The following is a 17,895-nucleotide window of genomic DNA, read 5'->3' on the forward strand; positions in this document are numbered from 1 at the left end:
TTGCGTACGAAGGATTGAGGGGACCCCATGGATCAGGCGCCAGGCAGCCCGCAGGGCCCGGAGGAACAGCGGCCCACGGACGCCCAGAGCCTGCCGGGTTGTTATCGCCACCCGGACCGCGAGACCGGCATCCGCTGCACCCGTTGCGAGCGCCCGATCTGCCCCGAGTGCATGGTCAGCGCCTCGGTCGGCTTCCAGTGCCCGGAGTGCGTGCGCGACGGCTCCGGCACGGGGCACGCCCCGACGGCCGCCCAGCCTCGCACGATCGCCGGTGGCACGGTGGCGGCGGATCCTCGGCTTGTCACCAAGATCCTCATTGGTCTCTGCGTCGCCGTGTATCTGGTTCAGCTGTCGTCGGTGGGCGACCAGTTCACCAACCATCTGGAGCTGCTCGGCAAGGCCTCGGCCAACGGCTACCCGCCGTACGAGGGCGTCGCCGACGGGCAGTGGTACCGGCTGCTGACCGCGATGTTCCTGCATGCCAGCCCGATCCACATCATCTTCAACATGATGAGCCTGTGGTGGATCGGCGGTCCCCTGGAGGCGGCCCTCGGCCGGGCCCGCTATCTCGCGCTCTACTTCGTCTCGGGTCTCGCGGGCAGCGCGCTCACCTATCTCATCGCGGCACCGAACCAGCCCTCTCTCGGTGCCTCCGGCGCCATCTTCGGGCTCCTGGGAGCGACCGGCATTCTGCTGCGCCGCCTGAACTACGACCTGCGGCCGCTCATCGCCATCCTGGTGATCAACCTGATCTTCACCTTCAACCCGGGAATGAACATCGCCTGGGAAGCCCACATCGGCGGCCTCGTCGCCGGAGTCATCACCGGCTACGCGATGGTCCACGCCCCCCGCGAGCGCCGCGCCCTGATCCAGTACGGCACCTGTGCGGTCGTACTCGTGATCGTCGTGGTGTTGACGCTGATCAGGACGGCTCAGCTCAGCTGATATCAAACCGTTGTCCACAGTGCGTGGCGGATCTTGTGCATACCGTGGAGAACAGCTGTGCCCCCTGTCGCTGACCCGTGTTTGTGCAGGTCAGGCAGGGGGCGAACAGGCTTGCGGTTGCCGGTGTGTCAGTCACACCAGCGTCAACACTCAGTGGGTTATCCACAGATCGTCGTTCTTTTTCCCCAGGCCCGCTGTGGATACTTCTCTGGCCTGTGGATAACTCAGTGGAAGGCCGTGGGCAGAGCTGCGTTCACCGGGTGGCAGCCGCAGCTTCCGCCGCTACTTCCACTGGGTCGAGACACCGAACCCGGCGGCGATGAAGCCGAAGCCCACCACGATGTTCCAGTTGTCCAGGCTGTCGATGGGCATGGAGCCGTCGGTGACGTAGAAGACGACGATCCAGGCCAGTCCGATGACGAACATGGCCAGCATGACCGGAGCGACCCAGGCACGGCTGTTCAACTTGATGGCGGTCGCCGTCTTCGCCGGCGGCGGCGTGTAGTCGGCCTTCTTGCGGATACGTGACTTCGGCACGAGGGTCTCTCCTGTCGATGCGCTGCGTGGCCGCGCAGGGAACTGGGGCGGGCTCCGGGGCAGCGTACAAGGGGACACTGAGTGCTCCCCCGGGCGTCCGTTAGCGTAGTGCTTCCGCGGCGCCGAAGGAGATAAGGGTACGTTGAGCAATTCTGCCGACTCCCCCGGGACGGGTACCAGTCCTGCCGGTATCCGCCGTTTCCGTCCCGCGCGGATTCTCACGGTGGCCGTCTTCGCGCTCGCGGGGCTCATCTTCTTCACCAGTTTCAACACCGCCAAGGGCACCAACATCCGCACGGACGCCTCCCTGCTGAAGCTGTCCGACCTCATCCAGAACCGCAGCGAGAAGAACGGCCGGCTCAACGACGCCAACGGCGTCCTGCGTGACGAGGTCGACGCGCTCCGCAAGGAGGACGACACCGGTACGGGCGCCGACAACGAGAAGCTGACGAAACTGGAGCAGAGCGCGGGCGCGCAGAAACTCAAGGGCAAGGCCGTCACCGTCACCCTCAACGACGCCCCGCCCAACGCCACCGCCAAGCTCCCCGGCTATCCCGAGCCGCAGCCCGACTACCTGGTCATCCACCAGCAGGACCTGCAGGCCGTGGTGAACGCCCTCTGGCAGGGCGGCGCCCAGGGCATCAAGGTCATGGACCAGCGGCTGATCGCGACCAGTGCCGTGCGCTGTGTGGGCAACACCCTGATCCTCCAGGGCCGGGTCTACTCACCGCCGTACAAGATCACGGCCGTGGGTGACCCGGGGAAGCTGCAGCAGGCGCTGGCGGCGTCCAAGGCGATCCAGAACTACATGGTGTACGTCAACGTCTACGGGCTCGGGTGGAAAGTGACCGACGACGGGACGGTGACTCTTCCGGGGTACTCGGGCACAGTGGATCTGCACTACGCGAAGCCAGTGGAGTAGGCGTCCGTACGGGAGCTGCCGGTGCGCGTGATCGTCAGGAGCGTCAGCGAACTCTGCATCACCGTGGGCACCTTGATCGTCCTCTTCGTGGTCTACGTGCTCTTCTGGACCGGTGTGAAGGCCGACCACACGATGAGCGACCAGATCCACCAGCTGCAGAACCAGTGGTCGCGGCAGACCGCGCGCCCGAAGGCGGCCCCCACCCCCACCGCCCCGGCGAGACCGGCCGCGTACAAGGACGGCAAGCCCTTCGCGATCATGTACATCCCGCGGCTTGGTTTCACGTGGAACAAGCCGGTTCTTGAGGACACGGCCGTCAGCACCCTCCAGAAGGGGCTCGGGCACTACGCCGGTACCGCGCAACTCGGGCAGGTCGGGAACTTCGCGGTGGCCGGGCACCGGCGGACCTACGGCAACCCCTTCGTGGACTTTCCCGAGCTCCGCAAGGGTGACGCGGTGGTGCTGACCGACGGGACGACCTGGTTCACGTATCGGATCGACAAAGGGCCTTACAAAACAGTGCCCACCGACATTGAGGTGATCGATCCTGTGCCACGTAAGTCCGGGTACACGGCCTCGGGCCGCTATCTCACGCTGACCACGTGCGATCCGGAGTGGGGGCACAGCCACCGGCTGATCGTCTGGGCACACCTGGACTCCACACAGCCTGTGGAGGCCGGGAAACCAGCCGCGCTGCGCCGTTAGTCTGGTGGCGTACGGCGTGAGTCTGGTGCCGTGGTGCGACGGAAGGGACGGCATGTACGGCTGGATCTGGCGGCATCTGCCGGGCAACGCGTGGGTCAAGGCGCTGATTTCGCTCGTCCTGGCCCTGGCCGTGGTCTACATCCTCTTCCAGTACGTCTTCCCGTGGGCCGAACCGCTGCTGCCCTTCAACGATGTGACGGTGGACAACCAGTGAGTGCACGGATTCTCGTCGTCGACAACTACGACAGCTTCGTCTTCAACCTGGTCCAGTACCTGTACCAGCTGGGCGCCGAGTGCGAGGTGCTGCGCAACGACGAGGTGTCGACGGCGCACGCCCAGGACGGCTTCGACGGCGTCCTCCTCTCGCCCGGCCCCGGCACCCCCGAGGAGGCCGGCGTCTGCATCGAGATGGTGCGGCACTGCGCCTCGACCGGGGTGCCCGTCTTCGGCGTCTGCCTCGGCATGCAGTCGATGCAGGTGGCCTACGGCGGCGTCGTGGACCGTGCCCCCGAACTGCTGCACGGCAAGACCTCGCTCGTCGAGCACGAGGGCAGGGGCGTCTTCGCCGGACTTCCCTCGCCCTTCACCGCGACCCGCTACCACTCCCTGGCGGCCGAGCCGGACACCGTCCCGGCCGAGCTGGAAGTCACCGCCCGGACGCACGACGGCATCATCATGGGTCTGCGCCACCGCGAACTGCCCGTCGAGGGCGTCCAGTTCCATCCGGAGTCGGTGCTCACCGAGCACGGCCACCGGATGCTGGCCAACTGGCTGGCGGAGTGCGGCGACCAGGGTGCCGTGGCGAGGTCGGCGGGGCTCGCCCCGGTGGTGGGTAGGGCCACGGCGTGACCGCGCTGCGCCCCGAGCGCGAGTCCGAGGCCTCGTACGGGGAGCAGCCGTACGGGGAGCCGGGCGCGTTCGAGGAGTGGTACGACGCGTCGGCCCAGGGCGCGTCCGGGGTGCCGTACGGTCCGGTCGACGAAGAGACCATGGCGCTGCGGATACCGGACCCGCCGCCGGTACGGCGAGGCCACGGCCGGTCCATACCGGCGTCTGACGCCTCATCCGCCTCCTCCGTCACAGGAACCCCGTCGGGTGGCCGTGCGGCCCGCAGAAAGGCCGCCAAGGGCCGTCACGGGCGTCATGGGGGCGTCGGGTCGGCGGAGGAGACCGCCGAGGGGGTCGAATCGGGTGCCGTCGGTGCGTCCGGCGGATCCGGCGCGCCCGTCTCGCGGGTCGAGGCACGGCGGCGGCAACGGGCCAACAAGCCGGGTGCCGCGGTCGTCGCGAGCCGCGCGATCGGCGAGGTGTTCATCACCACCGGCGTGCTGATGCTGCTGTTCGTCACCTACCAGCTGTGGTGGACGAACGTACGGGCGCACGCCCAGGCCGGCAGCGAGGCGAGCCAGCTGCAGAACGACTGGGCGAGCGGCAAGCGCGCCCCGGGGGAGTTCTCGCCGGGGCAGGGCTTCGCCATCCTGCACATCCCCAAGCTGGACGTGGTGGCGCCGATCGCCGAGGGCGTCAGCAACAAGAAGGTGCTCGACAAGGGCATGGTCGGGCACTACAGCGAGGGCGCCCTCAAGACCGCGATGCCGGACGCCAAGACCGGCAACTTCGCGCTGGCGGCGCACCGCAACACCCATGGCGAACCGTTCCGGTACATCAACCAGCTCAAGCCCGGCGACGAGGTCGTCGTCGAGACCCAGGAGATGTACTACGTCTACAAGATGACGAAGACGCTGCCCGTGACCTCGCCGAGCAACACCAGCGTCATCGACCCCATCCCCAAGGGCTCCGGTTTCACCAAACCCGGCCGCTACATCACGCTGACGACCTGTACGCCGGAGTTCACCAGCAAGTACCGGTTGATCGTCTGGGGCAAGATGGTCGAGGAACGGCCGCGCAGCAAGGGCAAGCCGGATGCGCTCATCGAGTAGGGGCAGATGAACGTGGCAGCGACCACCGACGACACCGAAGAGCAGACCGACACGCCCGCGTCGCCGCCGGACCGCCCTCGCGGCACCGGTCCGATCGCGAAGATGATCAGCCTCTTCGGTGAACTCCTCATCACGGCCGGCCTGATCCTCGGCCTGTTCGTCGTCTACTCCCTGTGGTGGACGAACGTCGTCGCCGACCGCACGGCCGACAAACAGGCCGACAAGGTCCGCAACAACTGGTCCAAGGACAAGGACACCGGCCCCGGCGCGCTCGACACCAAGGACGGCATCGGCTTCCTGCACGTGCCCGCCATGAAGAACGGCGAGGTGCTGGTCGAGAAGGGCACCGAGACGAGCGTCCTGAACGACGGCGTCGCCGGCTACTACACCGACCCCGTCAAGGCCGCTCTCCCCACCACCGGCAAGACCGGCAACTTCACGCTCGCCGCCCACCGCGACGGCCACGGCGCGAAGTTCCACAACATCGACAAGCTCAAGAAGGGCGACCCGATCGTCTTCGAGACGAAGGACAAGTGGTACGTCTACAAGGTCTACGACATTCTTCCCGAGACCTCGAAGTACAACGTCAAGACCCTCGCCCAGATCCCCGTGGAGTCCGGTAAGAAGAAGGCCGGCCACTACATCACGCTGACGACCTGCACACCGGTGTACACGTCCCGGTACCGGTATGTGGTGTGGGGCGAACTGGTCCGCGTCGACAAGGTGGACAGCGCGCGGACACCGCCTAAGGAACTGCGGTGACCGGACCGTATATTCGGCCGGTCACCGCGGCGTCCTTATGAAATCCGCTTGTAGCTGTAGACGGCCCAGCCGGTCTGCGCCTCCAGGTCGTAATAACCCCAGATGTCGTCGTAATGACGGTCGGACGCGCAGTTCTTGTCCGGGTAGTAGCGGACCTTGTACTTCTTCTTGTTGACCAGCGAGCGTACCCGTACGTCCAGGTAGCACGTGCCCTTGTGGAGGGCCGACGTGTAGAGGGACCCCTTGTAGTCCTTCTTGTCCCACGTGCACATGTTGGACGAGCACGAAGGTGCGGGCGGGATCGCGTACGCGGAGTTCGTGATACCGGTCAGCAGGACACTGGAAGCCGTGCCCGCCAGCATTGCCGTGATGATTCTTCTCTTCATTTGCCTTCCCTGGTCAGGGGACCCGTTTCTGTTTCCGGAGAAACAGGAAGACCTTAAAAGACCGATGGGCGTTCCGCAATCAACAGCAATTGCGGAACGCCCATCCGGGTCTCACCTGCGAGGGAATTATTCCTCTGTTCAGTCCTCCGTGCGGAATGCCGTTCCCGTCACCCCGCCGAAGAAGCCCCCGTTGTTTCCCCCGTTGTTGTTGCCGTTTCCGACACTCACGGTGGTGAGGGTGATCGTCGTGTTGCTCGGGTCGACCGTGTTGCCGGCGCCCGGGTCGATCCCGGTCACGATCGCGTTGTCGCTCTGGTCGCTGCCGTCGGCGAACTGGATGTTGGTGAAGCCCTGCTGCTGCAGCGTCTGCTTGGCGTTCTTCACCGTCTGGGTGACCACGTTCGGGACCTGGACCTGCGTGGACTTGCCGATCTGGATGTTGACCGTGGAGTTCTTGTCGACCTGGGTGTTGGCCTGCGGATCGGTCGAGACGACCTTGCCGACCAGGTTGGGGTCGCTGGTGTCCACCTCGGTGCAGTTGCCCACGAGGTTGTTCGCGGTCATCTGCGCCTTGGCGTCGTCACAGCTCTTGCCGCTGACGTCCGGGACCGTGGACTTCGCCTGGGCCTTGGCGACGGTCAGGGTGATGACGGTGCCCTTCTCGACCTCCGCGCCCAGCTTCGGGTCCTGGTCCAGGACGGTGCCCGGGTCCTCCGCGGAGACCTTCTGCTTCGTCTCCACCTTGAACTGGTACTTGTCGCTCGTGAGCGTCGAGGTGGCGTCGTCGATGTTCTGGCCGAGGACGCTCGGTACGACCACCTTCGGGGCGCCGGTCGAGACGACCAGGTTGATGGTGTCGCCCTTCTTGACGTCGACACCCGACTTCGGGTCCTGCGAGCAGACGCTGCCCTTCGGCGCGTTCGCGCAGGCCTTGCGGGTGGGCTCGGCCAGCTTCAGGCCGGAGTTGACGGCCATGGTCTTCGCGGTGTCGTAGGTCTGGCCGACGAAGTTCGGCGCCGCGAACGGCTTGTCCGCGCCCCCGTCCCCGCTGAACGCCCACTTCCCGATCAGGATCGCGCCCACCAGCACCAGGACCGCCGCCACGACCAGCAGGATCGTCGAGGTGTTCGTCTTCTTCTTCTGCTGGCGGCGCCGGTCCGGGCGGTCGTCGTAGCCGAAGCCGCCGTCGTCCGGGTTCATCGGGGGCAGCATCGTGGTGGCGCCGGCGTCGGAGCGCAGGGCCGTGGTGGCCTGGTCGTCGCCGTAACCGCCGTAGCCGACCGAACCCATCGCCGCCGTCGCCGCGACCGGCTGGCCGTCGAGGCAGGCCTCGATGTCGATGCGCATGTCGTCGGCGGACTGGTAGCGGTAGTTGGGGTCCTTGACCAGGGCCCGCAGCACGATCGCGTCCATCTCGGGCGTGATCTCGGGGTCGAAGACGGACGGCGGCTGCGGCTCCTCGCGTACGTGCTGGTACGCGACCGCGACCGGGGAGTCGCCCACGAACGGCGGCCGTACGGTCAGGAGTTCGTAGAGGAGACAGCCCGTCGAGTAGAGGTCCGAGCGGGCGTCGACCTGCTCGCCCTTGGCCTGCTCCGGGGAGAGGTACTGGGCGGTGCCGATGACCGCGGACGTCTGCGTCATCGTCATGCCGGAGTCGCCCATCGCGCGGGCGATGCCGAAGTCCATCACCTTGACCTGGCCGGTGCGCGTCAGCATGACGTTCGCCGGCTTGATGTCGCGGTGCACGATGCCGTTGCGGTGTGAGTACTCCAGGGCCTGGAGGATGCCGATGGTCATCTCCATGGAGCGCTCCGGCAGCAGCTTGCGGCCACTGTGGAGCAGCTCACGGAGCGTGGAGCCATCGACGTACTCCATGACGATGTACGGGATCGAGACCCCGTCGACGTAGTCCTCGCCCGTGTCGTAGACCGCGACGATCGCGGGATGGTTGAGCGAGGCGGCCGACTGGGCCTCCCGGCGGAACCGGGCCTGGAAGGAAGGGTCGCGCGCAAGGTCGACGCGCAGCGTCTTCACCGCCACCGTGCGGCCGAGGCGTGTGTCATGGGCGAGGTAGACCTCTGCCATGCCACCACGGCCGAGCACCTGGCCCAGCTCGTACCGGCCGCCGAGGCGACGCGGCTCTTCCATAGTTCCCTACCAGCCCTCTCCGTCGGTCCCGACCCGCACGGGTGTGCGGTCGGAGGCTAGCCGTCCGGGCCTACCGTACCCGGCTGGCTCTGTGTGACCTGGCCAAGCCCGTCACCCGATACAGGACCGGTATCGCAACGTGCACCGATGTGAAGGGGACGTGAGCGGGGTCACTTCTTGCTGTTGATGACCGCCTCCATCACGCTCTTCGCGATGGGGGCCGCGAGACCGCCGCCGGAGATGTCGTCACGGTTGGCGCTGGAGTCCTCGATGACCACGGCCACGGCCACCGGCGAACTGCCGTCGGCGAGCTTGGCGTAGGACACGAACCAGGCGTACGGGTTCTCGCTGTTGGCGACGCCGTGCTGGGCGGTACCGGTCTTGCCGCCGACGGTGACGCCGGGGATCTGCGCGTTCTTGCCGGTGCCGTCCTTGACGACGGTCTCCATCATCGACTGCAGGATCTGCGCGTTCTTCGACGACAGCGGCTGGCTCATCTCCTGCGGCTCGGTCTGCGCGATGGTGTCGACGTTCGACGACTGGAGCTTGTCGACCATGTACGGCTTCATCAGCTTGCCGTCGTTGGCGACCGCGGAGGCGACCATGGCCATCTGCAGCGGGGTCGCCGCGGTGTTGAACTGGCCGATCGAGGAGAGCGCGGTCTGCGAGGAGTTCATGTTGTCGGAGAAGACCGAGGCGCTGGAGCGGATCGGCGTGAACTGCTCGGCGTCGAAGCCGAACTTCTTCGCCTCGGCCAGCATCTTCGCGTTGCCCAGGTCGGAGCCGATCTTGCCGAACACGCTGTTGCAGGAGACCCGCAGCGCCTCCCGCAGGGTCGCGTTCTTGCAGGGGATGTTGCCCTCGTTCTTCAGCTCGGTCGTGGTGCCCTTCATGATGTAGGGCAGCGGCGAGTCGGTCGCCGTGTCGGCCGACGAGTACAGGTTGTTCTCCAGCGCGGCGGCCGCGGTGACCACCTTGAAGGTGGAGCCCGGCGGGTAGGTCTCGCGCAGCGCCCGGTTGAGCATCGGGTCGTTCGGGTCGTACTTCTTCTGCAGCTTCTGCCAGGCCTTGGCGTCCGTGGAGGTGGAGTTCCCGGCGAACGTCGACGGGTCGTACGACGGGTAGGACGCCAGTGCCAGGATCTTGCCGGTGGACGGGTCGAGGGCGACGACCGCGCCCTTGCCGCCCTGCTTCGTCAGACCGCTCCACGCGGCCTTCTGCGCGGCCTCGTTGAGGGTGGTGACGACATCGCCGCCTGACTTGTCCTTGCCCGTGATCATGTCGAGGGTGTTGCGGAAGAAGAGCCGGTCGTCGGTGCCGGAGAGGATGCCGTCCTCGATGGACTCCAGCTGGTTGGCGCCGAAGGCCTGCGAGGCGTATCCCGTGACCGGCGCCCACATGGCGCCGTTCTTGTAGGTGCGCTTGTACTTGAGGTCGTTCAGCCCGGAGGTGCTGGTCTCGGTGGAACCGGTGATCGGGTTGCCGTCCACGATGATGTCGCCGCGCGGGGTGGAGTAGCGCGCGATGGTGACCCGGCGGTTCTTCGGGTCGTCCTTGAGGCCGTCGGCCTTGACGTACTGGAGCCAGTTGTCGCGCAACAGCAGAGTGAGGACCAGCAGACCGCAGAAGAGCGCGATCCGGCGCAGGGGCTTGTTCATGACGGGCGGACCACCTGGGTCATCTCGGCGTCGGGACTGGGGGCGGGCGCGGGGGCCGGCCGGCGGGCGGTGTCGCTGATGCGGATCAGGATGCCGATCAGGGCCCAGTTGGCGATGACGGAGGAACCGCCGTACGCGACGAACGGCATCGTCATACCGGTCAGCGGGATGAGGCCCATCACACCGCCGGCGACGACGAAGACCTGGAGGGCCATGGCGCCGGAGAGGCCCACGGCGAGGAGCTTGCCGAAGGGGTCGCGGGCGGCGAGGGCGGTGCGGACGCCGCGCTCCACGATCAGGCCGTAGATGAGCAGGACCGCCATGATGCCGGCGAGGCCCAGTTCCTCGCCGAAGGTGGCGAGGATGAAGTCGGAGTTGGCGGCGAACCGGATGAGGTCGGAGTGGCCCTGGCCGAGACCGGTGCCGAGGGTGCCGCCGGAGCCGAAGGCCCACAGGGCCTCCATCGACTGCGCCGAGTGCCCGGGGACGGTCTTGCTGAGCGTGTACTCCTTCATCGGGTTCAGCCAGGCCTGCACACGCTGCTGGACGTGCGGTTCGAAGCTGGCCACGCCGACCGCGCCGGCCGCGGACATCAGCAGACCGAAGACGATCCAGCTGGTCCGCTCGGTGGCGACGTACAGCATGATGATGAACATCCCGAAGAACAGCAGCGAGGTGCCGAGGTCCGTCTCGAAGACCAGGATCAGGATCGAGATGAACCAGACCACCAGGATCGGGCCGAGGTCGCGCCCGCGCGGCAGGTACAGGCCCATGAAGCGGCGGCTGGCCAGGGCGAGCGCGTCGCGCTTCACCATCAGGTAGCCGGCGAAGAAGATCGCCAGCACGATCTTCGCGAACTCACCGGGCTGGATGGAGAATCCGCCGACCGAGATCCAGATCTTCGCGCCGTAGATGTTGGCGCCGAGACCCGGTACGAGCGGCAGGAGGAGCAGGACGAGCGCGCCGACCATGGAGATGTAGGTGTAGCGCTGCAGCGCGCGGTGGTCCTTGAGGAAGATCAGGACGACGGCGAACAGTCCGATGCCCATCGCGGTGTACAGCAGCTGCCGGGGTGCCGCGTTGCCCGCCTGGTTGATCGACTGCAGCAGCTTCGACTGGTCGAGCCGCCAGATGACGACCAGTCCGAGGCCGTTGAGCAGGGTGGCCAGGGGCAGCAGCAACGGGTCCGCGTACGGGGCGAACTTCCGTACGACGAAGTGGGCGACGCCGGCCAGCAGGCCGAGGCCCAGTCCGTAGCTCAGCAGGCCGGACGGCACCTTGTCGTTGATGGCCAGACCCACGTTGGCGTAGGCGAAGACCGGGATGACGACTGCGAACAGCAGGAGCGCCAACTCGGTGTTGCGTCTGCTCGGTGCGCCGATGGAGCCGATCGTGGACGTGTGGTGCGTCGGCGAATTGGTAGAACTGCTCATCGTGTGACGGGGCCTCTCACGGCTTGCCTATTGCTTGCTGCACTGCGAGACGACCTGCTGCTCTTCCTCCGAAAGACTGGGACCGGGGCTGGGAGTTGCAGACTTGGTCGGGGACGGGGACGTCGAGGCCGAAGGTGACGGCGTGGCCTTGGACGTGAGGGAGGTGCTGGTGGTTCCCGTGGTGCCGCCGGCCTGGCCCTGACCCGCCGTGGAGCCCGTACTCGCGGCACTCGTGCGCTCGGACTCCTTCTTGCACGCGGAGGCCTGCACCGCCAGATCGGCGATCTTCTTCTGGGCGTCCTGGAGACCGCCTTCGGCGATCGTCGCCTTGACCTGCTTCTGCTGGTAGGGCGGCAGGTACTTGAGTTCGATCTCGGGGTGGTCCTTCTCCACCTTCGAGAGCGAGACCCAGGCGAGGTCCTGGCTGATGCCCTGGTAGAGCGCCACGTGCTCGCCGTTGGTGCCGACGAAGTACTGCGTCTGCGTCCAGCGCCAGCCGCCGTAGAGACCGCCGCCGATGACGGCCAGCGTGAGCACGGTGTAGAAGGATCTCTTCAGCCACTTGCGGCCCTTGGAGGGCTTCACGAAGTCGTCGTCGGTGTAGTCCCCGAAGCTGCCCGCGGGGACGTAACCGGTGGTGTCGCCGGAGCCGGGCGGGCCGAACTCGCCGCCCCCGCCGCCCTGTCCGGGCACCTGGCGGCCGAGCCCGGAGGCGCGTCCCGCCGGGGTCTGCATGATGCCGTTGTCGTGCAGGTGGAGCTGGTTCTCGGCGACCGCGCCGACGATCACCGGGGTGTCCGACAGCTGCGCGGCGAGGGTGTCACCGGTGTCGAGGTCCAGGACGTCGGCGATGATCACCGTGATGTTGTCGGGGCCGCCACCGCGCAGCGCTAGCTGGATCAGCTCCTGCACGGTCTCCTGGGGGCCCTGGTAGCTGGCGAGGGTCTCCTCCATCGTCTGGTGGGAGACGACTCCGGACAGCCCGTCGGAGCAGATCAAGTACCGGTCGCCGGCGCGGACCTCACGGATCGACAGGTCCGGCTCGACATGGTCGCCGCTGCCGAGCGCGCGCATCAGGAGCGCGCGCTGCGGGTGCGTGGTGGCTTCTTCCTCGGTGATCCGGCCCTCGTCGACCAGCCGCTGCACCCAGGTGTGGTCCTGGGTGATCTGGGTCAGCACCCCGTCGCGCAGCAAGTAGGCGCGGGAGTCCCCGACATGGACGAGGCCGAGCCGCTGCCCGGTCCACAGCAGGGCGGTCAGGGTGGTCCCCATGCCCTCCAGCTGGGGGTCCTCCTCGACCATCATCCGCAGCTGGTCGTTGGCCCGCTGCACGGCGGTGCCCAGCGAGGTGAGGATGTCGGAGCCGGGCACGTCGTCGTCGAGCGAGACGATGGTCGAGATCACCTCGGAGGAGGCGACCTCACCGGCGGCCTGGCCGCCCATCCCGTCGGCGATCGCGAGGAGACGTGGACCGGCGTAGCCGGAGTCCTCGTTGCCCTCGCGGATCATGCCCTTGTGCGATCCGGCGGCGAAGCGCAGTGACAGACTCATGCGCACCTCGCCCGTCGGCTCCGGGTACATCCGCACGGTGCCCACCCTCCGGTCGGGAGCGCGCCGGGGTCCGCCAGGCGGTCCGCCGGTGCGTGCTCGCTCCGCTCGCGCTCATTCATGACGTGGCACTACTTCCGCAGCTCGATGACGGTCTTGCCGATGCGGATCGGCGCGCCCAGCGGAATCGGTGTGGGGGTCGTCAGCCGGGACCGGTCCAGGTACGTGCCGTTGGTGGATCCGAGGTCCTCGACGATCCACTGGCCGTCGCGGTCCGGGTAGATCCTGGCATGCCGGCTGGAGGCGTAGTCGTCGTCCAGCACGATCGTCGAATCGTGCGCCCGGCCCAGGGTGATGGTCTGGCCCTGGAGCGCGACTGTGGTGCCGGTGAGGATTCCCTCGCTGACGACCAGTTTGGTGGGGGCGTTACGGCCGCGCCGGCCGCCCCCGCTCGGTTGCTGCTGGCGCTGCTGCGGAGGCGCCGCCTGCCGGGCGGCCTGCTGCTGCGGTCGTCCGGCTTCCCGTCGCGAGCCGCGCTGTGTGACACGCGTTCCGAACAGGTCGCTGCGGATGACCTGCACGGCCACGATCACGAACAGCCACAGTACGGCCAGGAAACCCAGCCGCATGACCGTGAGGGTCAGCTCTGACATTGCCCCCGCTTCACCCTTCGGCTTGCCGGTAAATGATGGTGGTGCTGCCCACGACGATCCGCGAGCCGTCGCGGAGCGTAGCGCGGGTGGTGTGCTGCCCGTCCACCACGATGCCGTTGGTGGACCCGAGATCCTGGATCGTCGAGGGCGTTCCGGTCCGGATCTCACAGTGCCGGCGGGATACGCCGGGGTCGTCGATCCGCACGTCGGCTTCGGTGCTGCGGCCCATCACCAACGTCGCGCGGGAGATCTGATGGCGGGCGCCGTTGATCTCCACCCAGTACCGCATCCGCACGCCTGCCGCCGGGGCGGCCGGGGCCGACTGGAGATACGGCGCGGAGCCTCGGCCCGGCGGCGGCGAGGGCGGCATGGGCGGCGCGCCCGCGGGCGCGCCGGCGGGCGGATAGCCGTAGCCGCCGGGCCGTCCCGCGGCCGGAGCCGGGGGTGCCGCCGGGGCGCCGGCCCCGGGTGCCTGCTGGTTGGTGGAGGAGGCGAGCGTACGACTGCGCACCCGGTACAGACCGGTGTCGAGGTCCTCCGCCTTCTCCAGGTGGACCTTGATGGGTCCCATGAAGGTGTAGCGCTGCTGCTTGGCGTAGTCGCGGACCATGCCGGCGAGCTCGTCGCCGAGCTGGCCGGAGTAGGGGCTGAGCCGCTCGAAGTCCGGCGTGCTCAGCTCCACGATGAAGTCATTGGGTACGACGGTCCGGTCGCGGTTCCAGATCGTCGCGTTGTTGTCGCACTCGCGCTGGAGCGCACCGGCGATCTCGACGGGCTGGACCTCGGACTTGAACACCTTGGCGAAGGTGCCGTTGACCAGACCTTCGAGGCGTTGCTCGAACTTCTTCAGGACTCCCATGGGGCACCTCCTCCGTCGTGGCCGCACTGCTTGTCGTGCCGACTGCCGTGCCGGCTGCCTTGGTACTGCTTACTGATCGTATCCACGCGCCGGTAAATCGGCTGGTTCCCCCTTGTCGGCCCGTCGAACTCCTTCTGCACTACTTCTGCCCAGGATCGTAGAGGGGCCCGCAGACAAGTGTCCCGCACCTGACTGTGGACCTTGCCCGCCTCCTGGGGAGATGGCCGCTACCGGTACGAGGTTGATACGTGAACCGGCCCACGTTGATACGTAGCGAGGGGGGCGGGGTGTTCGGAAGGGGTCCCTGGCGGTCCCCGGGGCAGGTCACGGGGTGCGGATAAGGGATGTGAATCCACCCCGGGCACCGTGCTAATCTTCTGCATGTCGGAAGGCGCCAGCCCCTTGGGGGAACAGCCCGAAGACACACCCAATGCGCGGGTGGCGGAATAGGCAGACGCGCTGGATTCAGGTTCCAGTGCCCGAAAGGGCGTGGGGGTTCAACTCCCCCCTCGCGCACAACAGAAGCCCCCCAGGTCTCGGACCTGGGGGGCTTCTTCTTGTGTGGTTCTCACCTCAGGTGAGGACAATCACAGGTCCGGGCCTGCCTCAGGCGGCGAGCCGTTCCGCCAGTTCCTTGGCCTTGGCCGCCGCGTCGTCGAGGGCGCGCTCGCGGGACGCCTCGTAGAGCGGGATCAGGTCGGACATCGCCGGGTTCTGCGGGGCCAGGGTCAGCTCCGGGACGATGAACTCCAGTTCCGTGCCGAGGGCGTCGACGAAGACCGCGCGGAGATAGGTCTGCACGTACTCGAAGCCCTCGCGCGGGGTGCCGGGTCCGTAGGCGCCGCCGCGGCTGGCGATCACGGTGACCGGGGTGCCCTTGATCTTCGAGTCCTCGGTGCCGGCGGTGCGGCCCATGAGGATCACGTTGTCCAGCCAGGCCTTCAGGGTCGAGGGGATGGAGAAGTTGTACATCGGGGCGCCGATCAGCACCGCGTCCGCCTGCTCCAGCTCCTCTATGAGCTTCACGCGCTCGGTGAAGGCCGCCGTCTGCTCGGGCGTGTGCGCGGCGGGGTCGGCGAAACCGGCGGTGTGGGCATCGGCGGTGAGGTGCGGGACGGGGTGCGCGGCGAGGTCGCGGTGGATCACCGTGCCCTCGGGATGCTGCTCCTCCCAGGACGTGCGGAAGGCGTCGGCGACCGCGCGGGAGGCGGAGGCGCCGGCGGGGAACACGGAGGAGTCGATGTGCAGAAGCGTGGCCATGGGGGTCTCCAGGGGGCTGGGCTCGACGAGCGAACACTTTGCGCAGTAGCTAAAGTTTCGTACTCGACTATGAATAACATAGGTGCTTACTTTTTTTCATCCCCATTCAAGAGGGCAGTACCCTGAAGCCATGACGGTCGAGCAGGAACACGGCACGGACCTGTGCAAGCAGGTCGACAAGGGCATCACCCGTGTCTTCCAGCTGTTCGGAAAGCGCTGGACCGGACCGATCGTGGCCGTCCTGATGGCACAGCCCATGCACTTCTCCGACCTGCGCCGGGCGATCCCCGGCATCAGCGAGCGCATGCTCTCCGACCGGCTCACCGAACTCGGCGCCGCCGGCCTGCTCGTCCGCGAGGTCGACGAGGGCCCGCCGCTGCGCGTCTCGTACCGGCTGACCGAGGCCGGCAAGGCCTTGAACCCGGCGCTCCGGGAACTCGGCGAGTGGGCCAAGGTGCATCTGCCCGAGGGGTGGGAGTCGGGCAACTGCTGAGGCCGCGTGGGTTTTCCACAGGCGCCGAGTTGTCCACAGGGTCTGACGTGTTTTCGCCACCGGCTGTACGGTCGTCGCGAGTTGATGTTCGTGCGTGCGCAAGTGCGGGGGAGGCGGTCGGAATGACCGAGGCCGGAATCGGTGTGGGGCGCAGGCTGCCCGGGGTGCGGGGCTTCGCCACCTGGCCGGTGGAGGGATCGCCCAAGGAGGAGGGGAAGTCGCTGCGGGAGAGCGTCCCGCGCAGCGCGCACGCCGCTCTCGACCTGGACGGCTCCCGCCCCGACGCGGTGACCGCCGTCGAGGAGTCCGGCCGCGGCCGTATCCCCGGGCTCACACCGATACGGGTGGGCCGGATGGCGGCCACCCCCTTCGCCTTCCTGCGCGGTTCGGCAGGGCTGATGGCCCACGACCTCGCCCGCACCCCCATGACCCGGATCGGCGCCCAGATCTGCGGCGACGCCCACGCGGCCAACTTCGGCCTGTACGGCGACGCCCGCGGCGGCCTGGTCATCGACCTGAACGACTTCGACGAGACCGTGCACGGCCCCTGGGAGTGGGACCTCAAGCGGCTCGCCGCCTCGCTGGTGCTCGCGGGCCGGGAGGCCGGCGCCGACGAGGACACCTGCCGTACGGCGGCACACGGCGCGGTGGGCTCCTACCGCCGCACCATGCGGCTGCTGGCGAAGCTCCCGGTGCTGGACGCGTGGAACGCCATCGCGGACGAGGAGTTGGTCTCCCATGCCGACGCCCGTGACCTGCTCGGCACGCTGGAGCGGGTCTCCGAGAAGGCGCGGGGCAACACCAGCGGGCGGTTCGCGGCCAGGTCGACCGAGGCCGCCGAGGACGGCGGGCGCCGCTTCGTCGACGCCTCACCGGTGCTGCGCCGGATCCCGGACGAGGAGGCGGCGGCGGTCGCGGCGTCCCTGGAGGAGTATCTCGGCACGCTCTCCGAGGACCGCCTCCCGCTGCTCGCCCGGCACACGGTGCACGACGTCGCCTTCCGCGTCGTCGGCACGGGCAGCGTCGGCACCCGGTCGTACGTCGTGCTGCTGCTGGACCACCGCGGCGAACCGCTCGTCCTCCAGGTGAAGGAGGCCCGCCCCTCGGCGCTGGTGCCGCATCTGCTGACCGCCGGGTTCGAGGCGCCGCCCGTCCCGCACGAGGGCCGGCGCGTGGTGCTCGGGCAGAAGCGGATGCAGGTCGTCAGCGACATCCTGCTGGGCTGGACGACGGTCGACGGACTGCCGTTCCAGGTACGGCAGTTCCGCAACCGCAAGGGCAGCGTCGACCCCGCCGCCCTGGCCGCCGACCAGATCGACGACTACGGCCGGATGACCGGCGCCCTCCTGGCCCGCGCCCACGCCCACAGCGCCGATCCGCGCCTGGTCGCCGGGTACTGCGGCAAGAACGACGAACTGGACGAGGCCATAGCGACGTTCGCCGTCGCCTACGCCGACCGCACCGAGGCGGATCACGCGGAGCTGGTGGGGGCGGTGCGGTCGGGGCGGATCGCGGCGGAGCTGGGAGTCTAGGCGGCGCACGGGCGGTGGGGAGGGGAACGGGGAGCCGGACCCCGTCCCCGGCCTTGTCCCGCTTCAGCGGCAGGACGACCCACGCTGCACGGCACCGGTGCGGCCGATGCC

18 protein-coding genes and 1 tRNA gene are annotated in these 17,895 nt (G+C 68.0%); 10 read left to right on the forward strand and 9 right to left on the reverse strand.

Features of this window, described 5'->3' with window-relative positions:
- Positions 1 to 27: 27 nt before the first annotated feature.
- Positions 28 to 945, forward strand: coding sequence for a rhomboid family intramembrane serine protease (locus OC490_RS19665; protein WP_262059265.1), 918 nt, complete (start codon positions 28 to 30; stop codon positions 943 to 945).
- 282 nt (positions 946 to 1,227) lie between these two features.
- Here the strand turns inward: OC490_RS19665 and crgA are convergent, their stop codons facing one another.
- The gene (gene crgA / locus OC490_RS19670) at positions 1,228 to 1,482 is read right to left on the reverse strand and encodes a cell division protein CrgA (protein WP_019073554.1); all 255 of its coding nucleotides are present in this window, start codon (positions 1,480 to 1,482) and stop codon (positions 1,228 to 1,230) included.
- A gap of 142 nt (positions 1,483 to 1,624) precedes the next feature.
- Here crgA and OC490_RS19675 point away from each other — a divergent pair, with 142 nt between their 5' ends.
- From OC490_RS19675 to OC490_RS19700, 6 genes are read left to right on the forward strand one after another with little or no spacing between them, the layout of a single operon-like run.
- A complete protein-coding gene (locus OC490_RS19675; protein ID WP_262059266.1) occupies positions 1,625 to 2,404 on the forward strand; it encodes a DUF881 domain-containing protein in 780 nt (259 codons plus the stop codon).
- Between the two features lie 21 nt (positions 2,405 to 2,425).
- Positions 2,426 to 3,109: a class E sortase gene (locus OC490_RS19680; protein WP_262059267.1), complete on the forward strand. Its 684-nt coding sequence runs from the start codon at positions 2,426 to 2,428 to the stop codon at positions 3,107 to 3,109.
- Positions 3,110 to 3,125: 16 nt separating this feature from the next.
- Positions 3,126 to 3,323, forward strand: a complete 198-nt coding sequence (locus OC490_RS19685) for a hypothetical protein (RefSeq protein ID WP_174479444.1) — start codon at positions 3,126 to 3,128, stop codon at positions 3,321 to 3,323.
- Positions 3,320 to 3,958, forward strand: a complete 639-nt coding sequence (locus tag OC490_RS19690; protein ID WP_262059268.1) for an aminodeoxychorismate/anthranilate synthase component II — start codon at positions 3,320 to 3,322, stop codon at positions 3,956 to 3,958. Before OC490_RS19685 ends, OC490_RS19690 begins: the two co-directional genes overlap by 4 nt.
- Positions 3,955 to 5,049: a class E sortase gene (locus OC490_RS19695; RefSeq protein ID WP_262059269.1), complete on the forward strand. Its 1,095-nt coding sequence runs from the start codon at positions 3,955 to 3,957 to the stop codon at positions 5,047 to 5,049. Before OC490_RS19690 ends, OC490_RS19695 begins: the two co-directional genes overlap by 4 nt.
- 6 nt (positions 5,050 to 5,055) lie before the next feature.
- On the forward strand, positions 5,056 to 5,811 hold the full coding sequence (locus tag OC490_RS19700) for a class E sortase (protein ID WP_262059270.1): 756 nt from the start codon (positions 5,056 to 5,058) through the stop codon (positions 5,809 to 5,811).
- Between the two features lie 35 nt (positions 5,812 to 5,846).
- Here OC490_RS19700 and OC490_RS19705 read toward each other — a convergent pair whose 3' ends face one another.
- From OC490_RS19705 to OC490_RS19735, 7 genes are all read right to left on the reverse strand, one after another.
- Positions 5,847 to 6,197, reverse strand: a complete 351-nt coding sequence (locus OC490_RS19705; protein WP_262059271.1) for a peptidase inhibitor family I36 protein — start codon at positions 6,195 to 6,197, stop codon at positions 5,847 to 5,849.
- A gap of 138 nt (positions 6,198 to 6,335) precedes the next feature.
- A complete protein-coding gene (pknB, locus tag OC490_RS19710) occupies positions 6,336 to 8,348 on the reverse strand; it encodes a Stk1 family PASTA domain-containing Ser/Thr kinase (RefSeq protein ID WP_262059272.1) in 2,013 nt (670 codons plus the stop codon).
- A gap of 170 nt (positions 8,349 to 8,518) precedes the next feature.
- Entirely contained in the window at positions 8,519 to 10,006 is a 1,488-nt protein-coding gene (locus tag OC490_RS19715; RefSeq protein WP_262059273.1) for a peptidoglycan D,D-transpeptidase FtsI family protein, read from the reverse strand.
- Positions 10,003 to 11,439 (reverse strand): FtsW/RodA/SpoVE family cell cycle protein, encoded by a 1,437-nt coding sequence (locus tag OC490_RS19720; RefSeq protein WP_262059274.1) that lies wholly within the window; start codon positions 11,437 to 11,439, stop codon positions 10,003 to 10,005. The genes OC490_RS19715 and OC490_RS19720 overlap by 4 nt, the downstream gene beginning before the upstream one ends.
- A gap of 27 nt (positions 11,440 to 11,466) precedes the next feature.
- Positions 11,467 to 13,020 (reverse strand): Stp1/IreP family PP2C-type Ser/Thr phosphatase, encoded by a 1,554-nt coding sequence (locus OC490_RS19725; RefSeq protein WP_262059517.1) that lies wholly within the window; start codon positions 13,018 to 13,020, stop codon positions 11,467 to 11,469.
- A 98-nt stretch (positions 13,021 to 13,118) separates the two neighbouring features.
- Positions 13,119 to 13,640, reverse strand: coding sequence for an FHA domain-containing protein (locus OC490_RS19730; protein WP_019055182.1), 522 nt, complete (start codon positions 13,638 to 13,640; stop codon positions 13,119 to 13,121).
- 10 nt (positions 13,641 to 13,650) lie between these two features.
- Positions 13,651 to 14,499, reverse strand: coding sequence for an FhaA domain-containing protein (locus OC490_RS19735; protein ID WP_262059275.1), 849 nt, complete (start codon positions 14,497 to 14,499; stop codon positions 13,651 to 13,653).
- 432 nt (positions 14,500 to 14,931) lie between these two features.
- Between OC490_RS19735 and OC490_RS19740 the strand changes: the two genes are divergently transcribed.
- A tRNA-Leu gene (locus OC490_RS19740) sits at positions 14,932 to 15,015 on the forward strand.
- Positions 15,016 to 15,105: 90 nt separating this feature from the next.
- Here the strand turns inward: OC490_RS19740 and OC490_RS19745 are convergent.
- Complete coding sequence (locus OC490_RS19745) at positions 15,106 to 15,759, reverse strand: FMN-dependent NADH-azoreductase (RefSeq protein ID WP_262059276.1); 654 nt, start codon at positions 15,757 to 15,759, stop codon at positions 15,106 to 15,108.
- Between the two features lie 130 nt (positions 15,760 to 15,889).
- On the opposite strand from OC490_RS19745, the gene OC490_RS19750 reads away from it, so the two are divergent.
- Entirely contained in the window at positions 15,890 to 16,252 is a 363-nt protein-coding gene (locus OC490_RS19750) for a winged helix-turn-helix transcriptional regulator (protein ID WP_262059277.1), read from the forward strand.
- Positions 16,253 to 16,374: 122 nt separating this feature from the next.
- The gene (locus tag OC490_RS19755; protein ID WP_262059278.1) at positions 16,375 to 17,784 is read left to right on the forward strand and encodes a DUF2252 domain-containing protein; all 1,410 of its coding nucleotides are present in this window, start codon (positions 16,375 to 16,377) and stop codon (positions 17,782 to 17,784) included.
- Positions 17,785 to 17,895 lie beyond the last annotated feature (111 nt).

The sequence above is a fragment of the Streptomyces sp. STR69 genome, from assembly GCF_024519455.1.
GTDB lineage: Bacteria > Actinomycetota > Actinomycetes > Streptomycetales > Streptomycetaceae > Streptomyces.

Bases quoted from the DNA above. Each gene is read 5' to 3' on its own strand.
- OC490_RS19750 (WP_262059277.1), top strand. From the start codon at position 15,890: ATGACGGTCGAGCAGGAACACGGCACGGACCTGTGCAAGCAGGTCGAC.
- OC490_RS19720 (WP_262059274.1), bottom strand. From the start codon at position 11,439: ATGAGCAGTTCTACCAATTCGCCGACGCACCACACGTCCACGATCGGC.
- pknB (WP_262059272.1), bottom strand. From the start codon at position 8,348: ATGGAAGAGCCGCGTCGCCTCGGCGGCCGGTACGAGCTGGGCCAGGTG.
- OC490_RS19665 (WP_262059265.1), top strand. From the start codon at position 28: ATGGATCAGGCGCCAGGCAGCCCGCAGGGCCCGGAGGAACAGCGGCCC.
- OC490_RS19705 (WP_262059271.1), bottom strand. From the start codon at position 6,197: ATGAAGAGAAGAATCATCACGGCAATGCTGGCGGGCACGGCTTCCAGT.
- OC490_RS19755 (WP_262059278.1), top strand. From the start codon at position 16,375: ATGACCGAGGCCGGAATCGGTGTGGGGCGCAGGCTGCCCGGGGTGCGG.
- OC490_RS19735 (WP_262059275.1), bottom strand. From the start codon at position 14,499: ATGGGAGTCCTGAAGAAGTTCGAGCAACGCCTCGAAGGTCTGGTCAAC.
- OC490_RS19715 (WP_262059273.1), bottom strand. From the start codon at position 10,006: ATGAACAAGCCCCTGCGCCGGATCGCGCTCTTCTGCGGTCTGCTGGTC.
- OC490_RS19700 (WP_262059270.1), top strand. From the start codon at position 5,056: ATGAACGTGGCAGCGACCACCGACGACACCGAAGAGCAGACCGACACG.
- OC490_RS19730 (WP_019055182.1), bottom strand. From the start codon at position 13,640: ATGTCAGAGCTGACCCTCACGGTCATGCGGCTGGGTTTCCTGGCCGTA.
- OC490_RS19745 (WP_262059276.1), bottom strand. From the start codon at position 15,759: ATGGCCACGCTTCTGCACATCGACTCCTCCGTGTTCCCCGCCGGCGCC.
- OC490_RS19725 (WP_262059517.1), bottom strand. From the start codon at position 13,020: ATGTACCCGGAGCCGACGGGCGAGGTGCGCATGAGTCTGTCACTGCGC.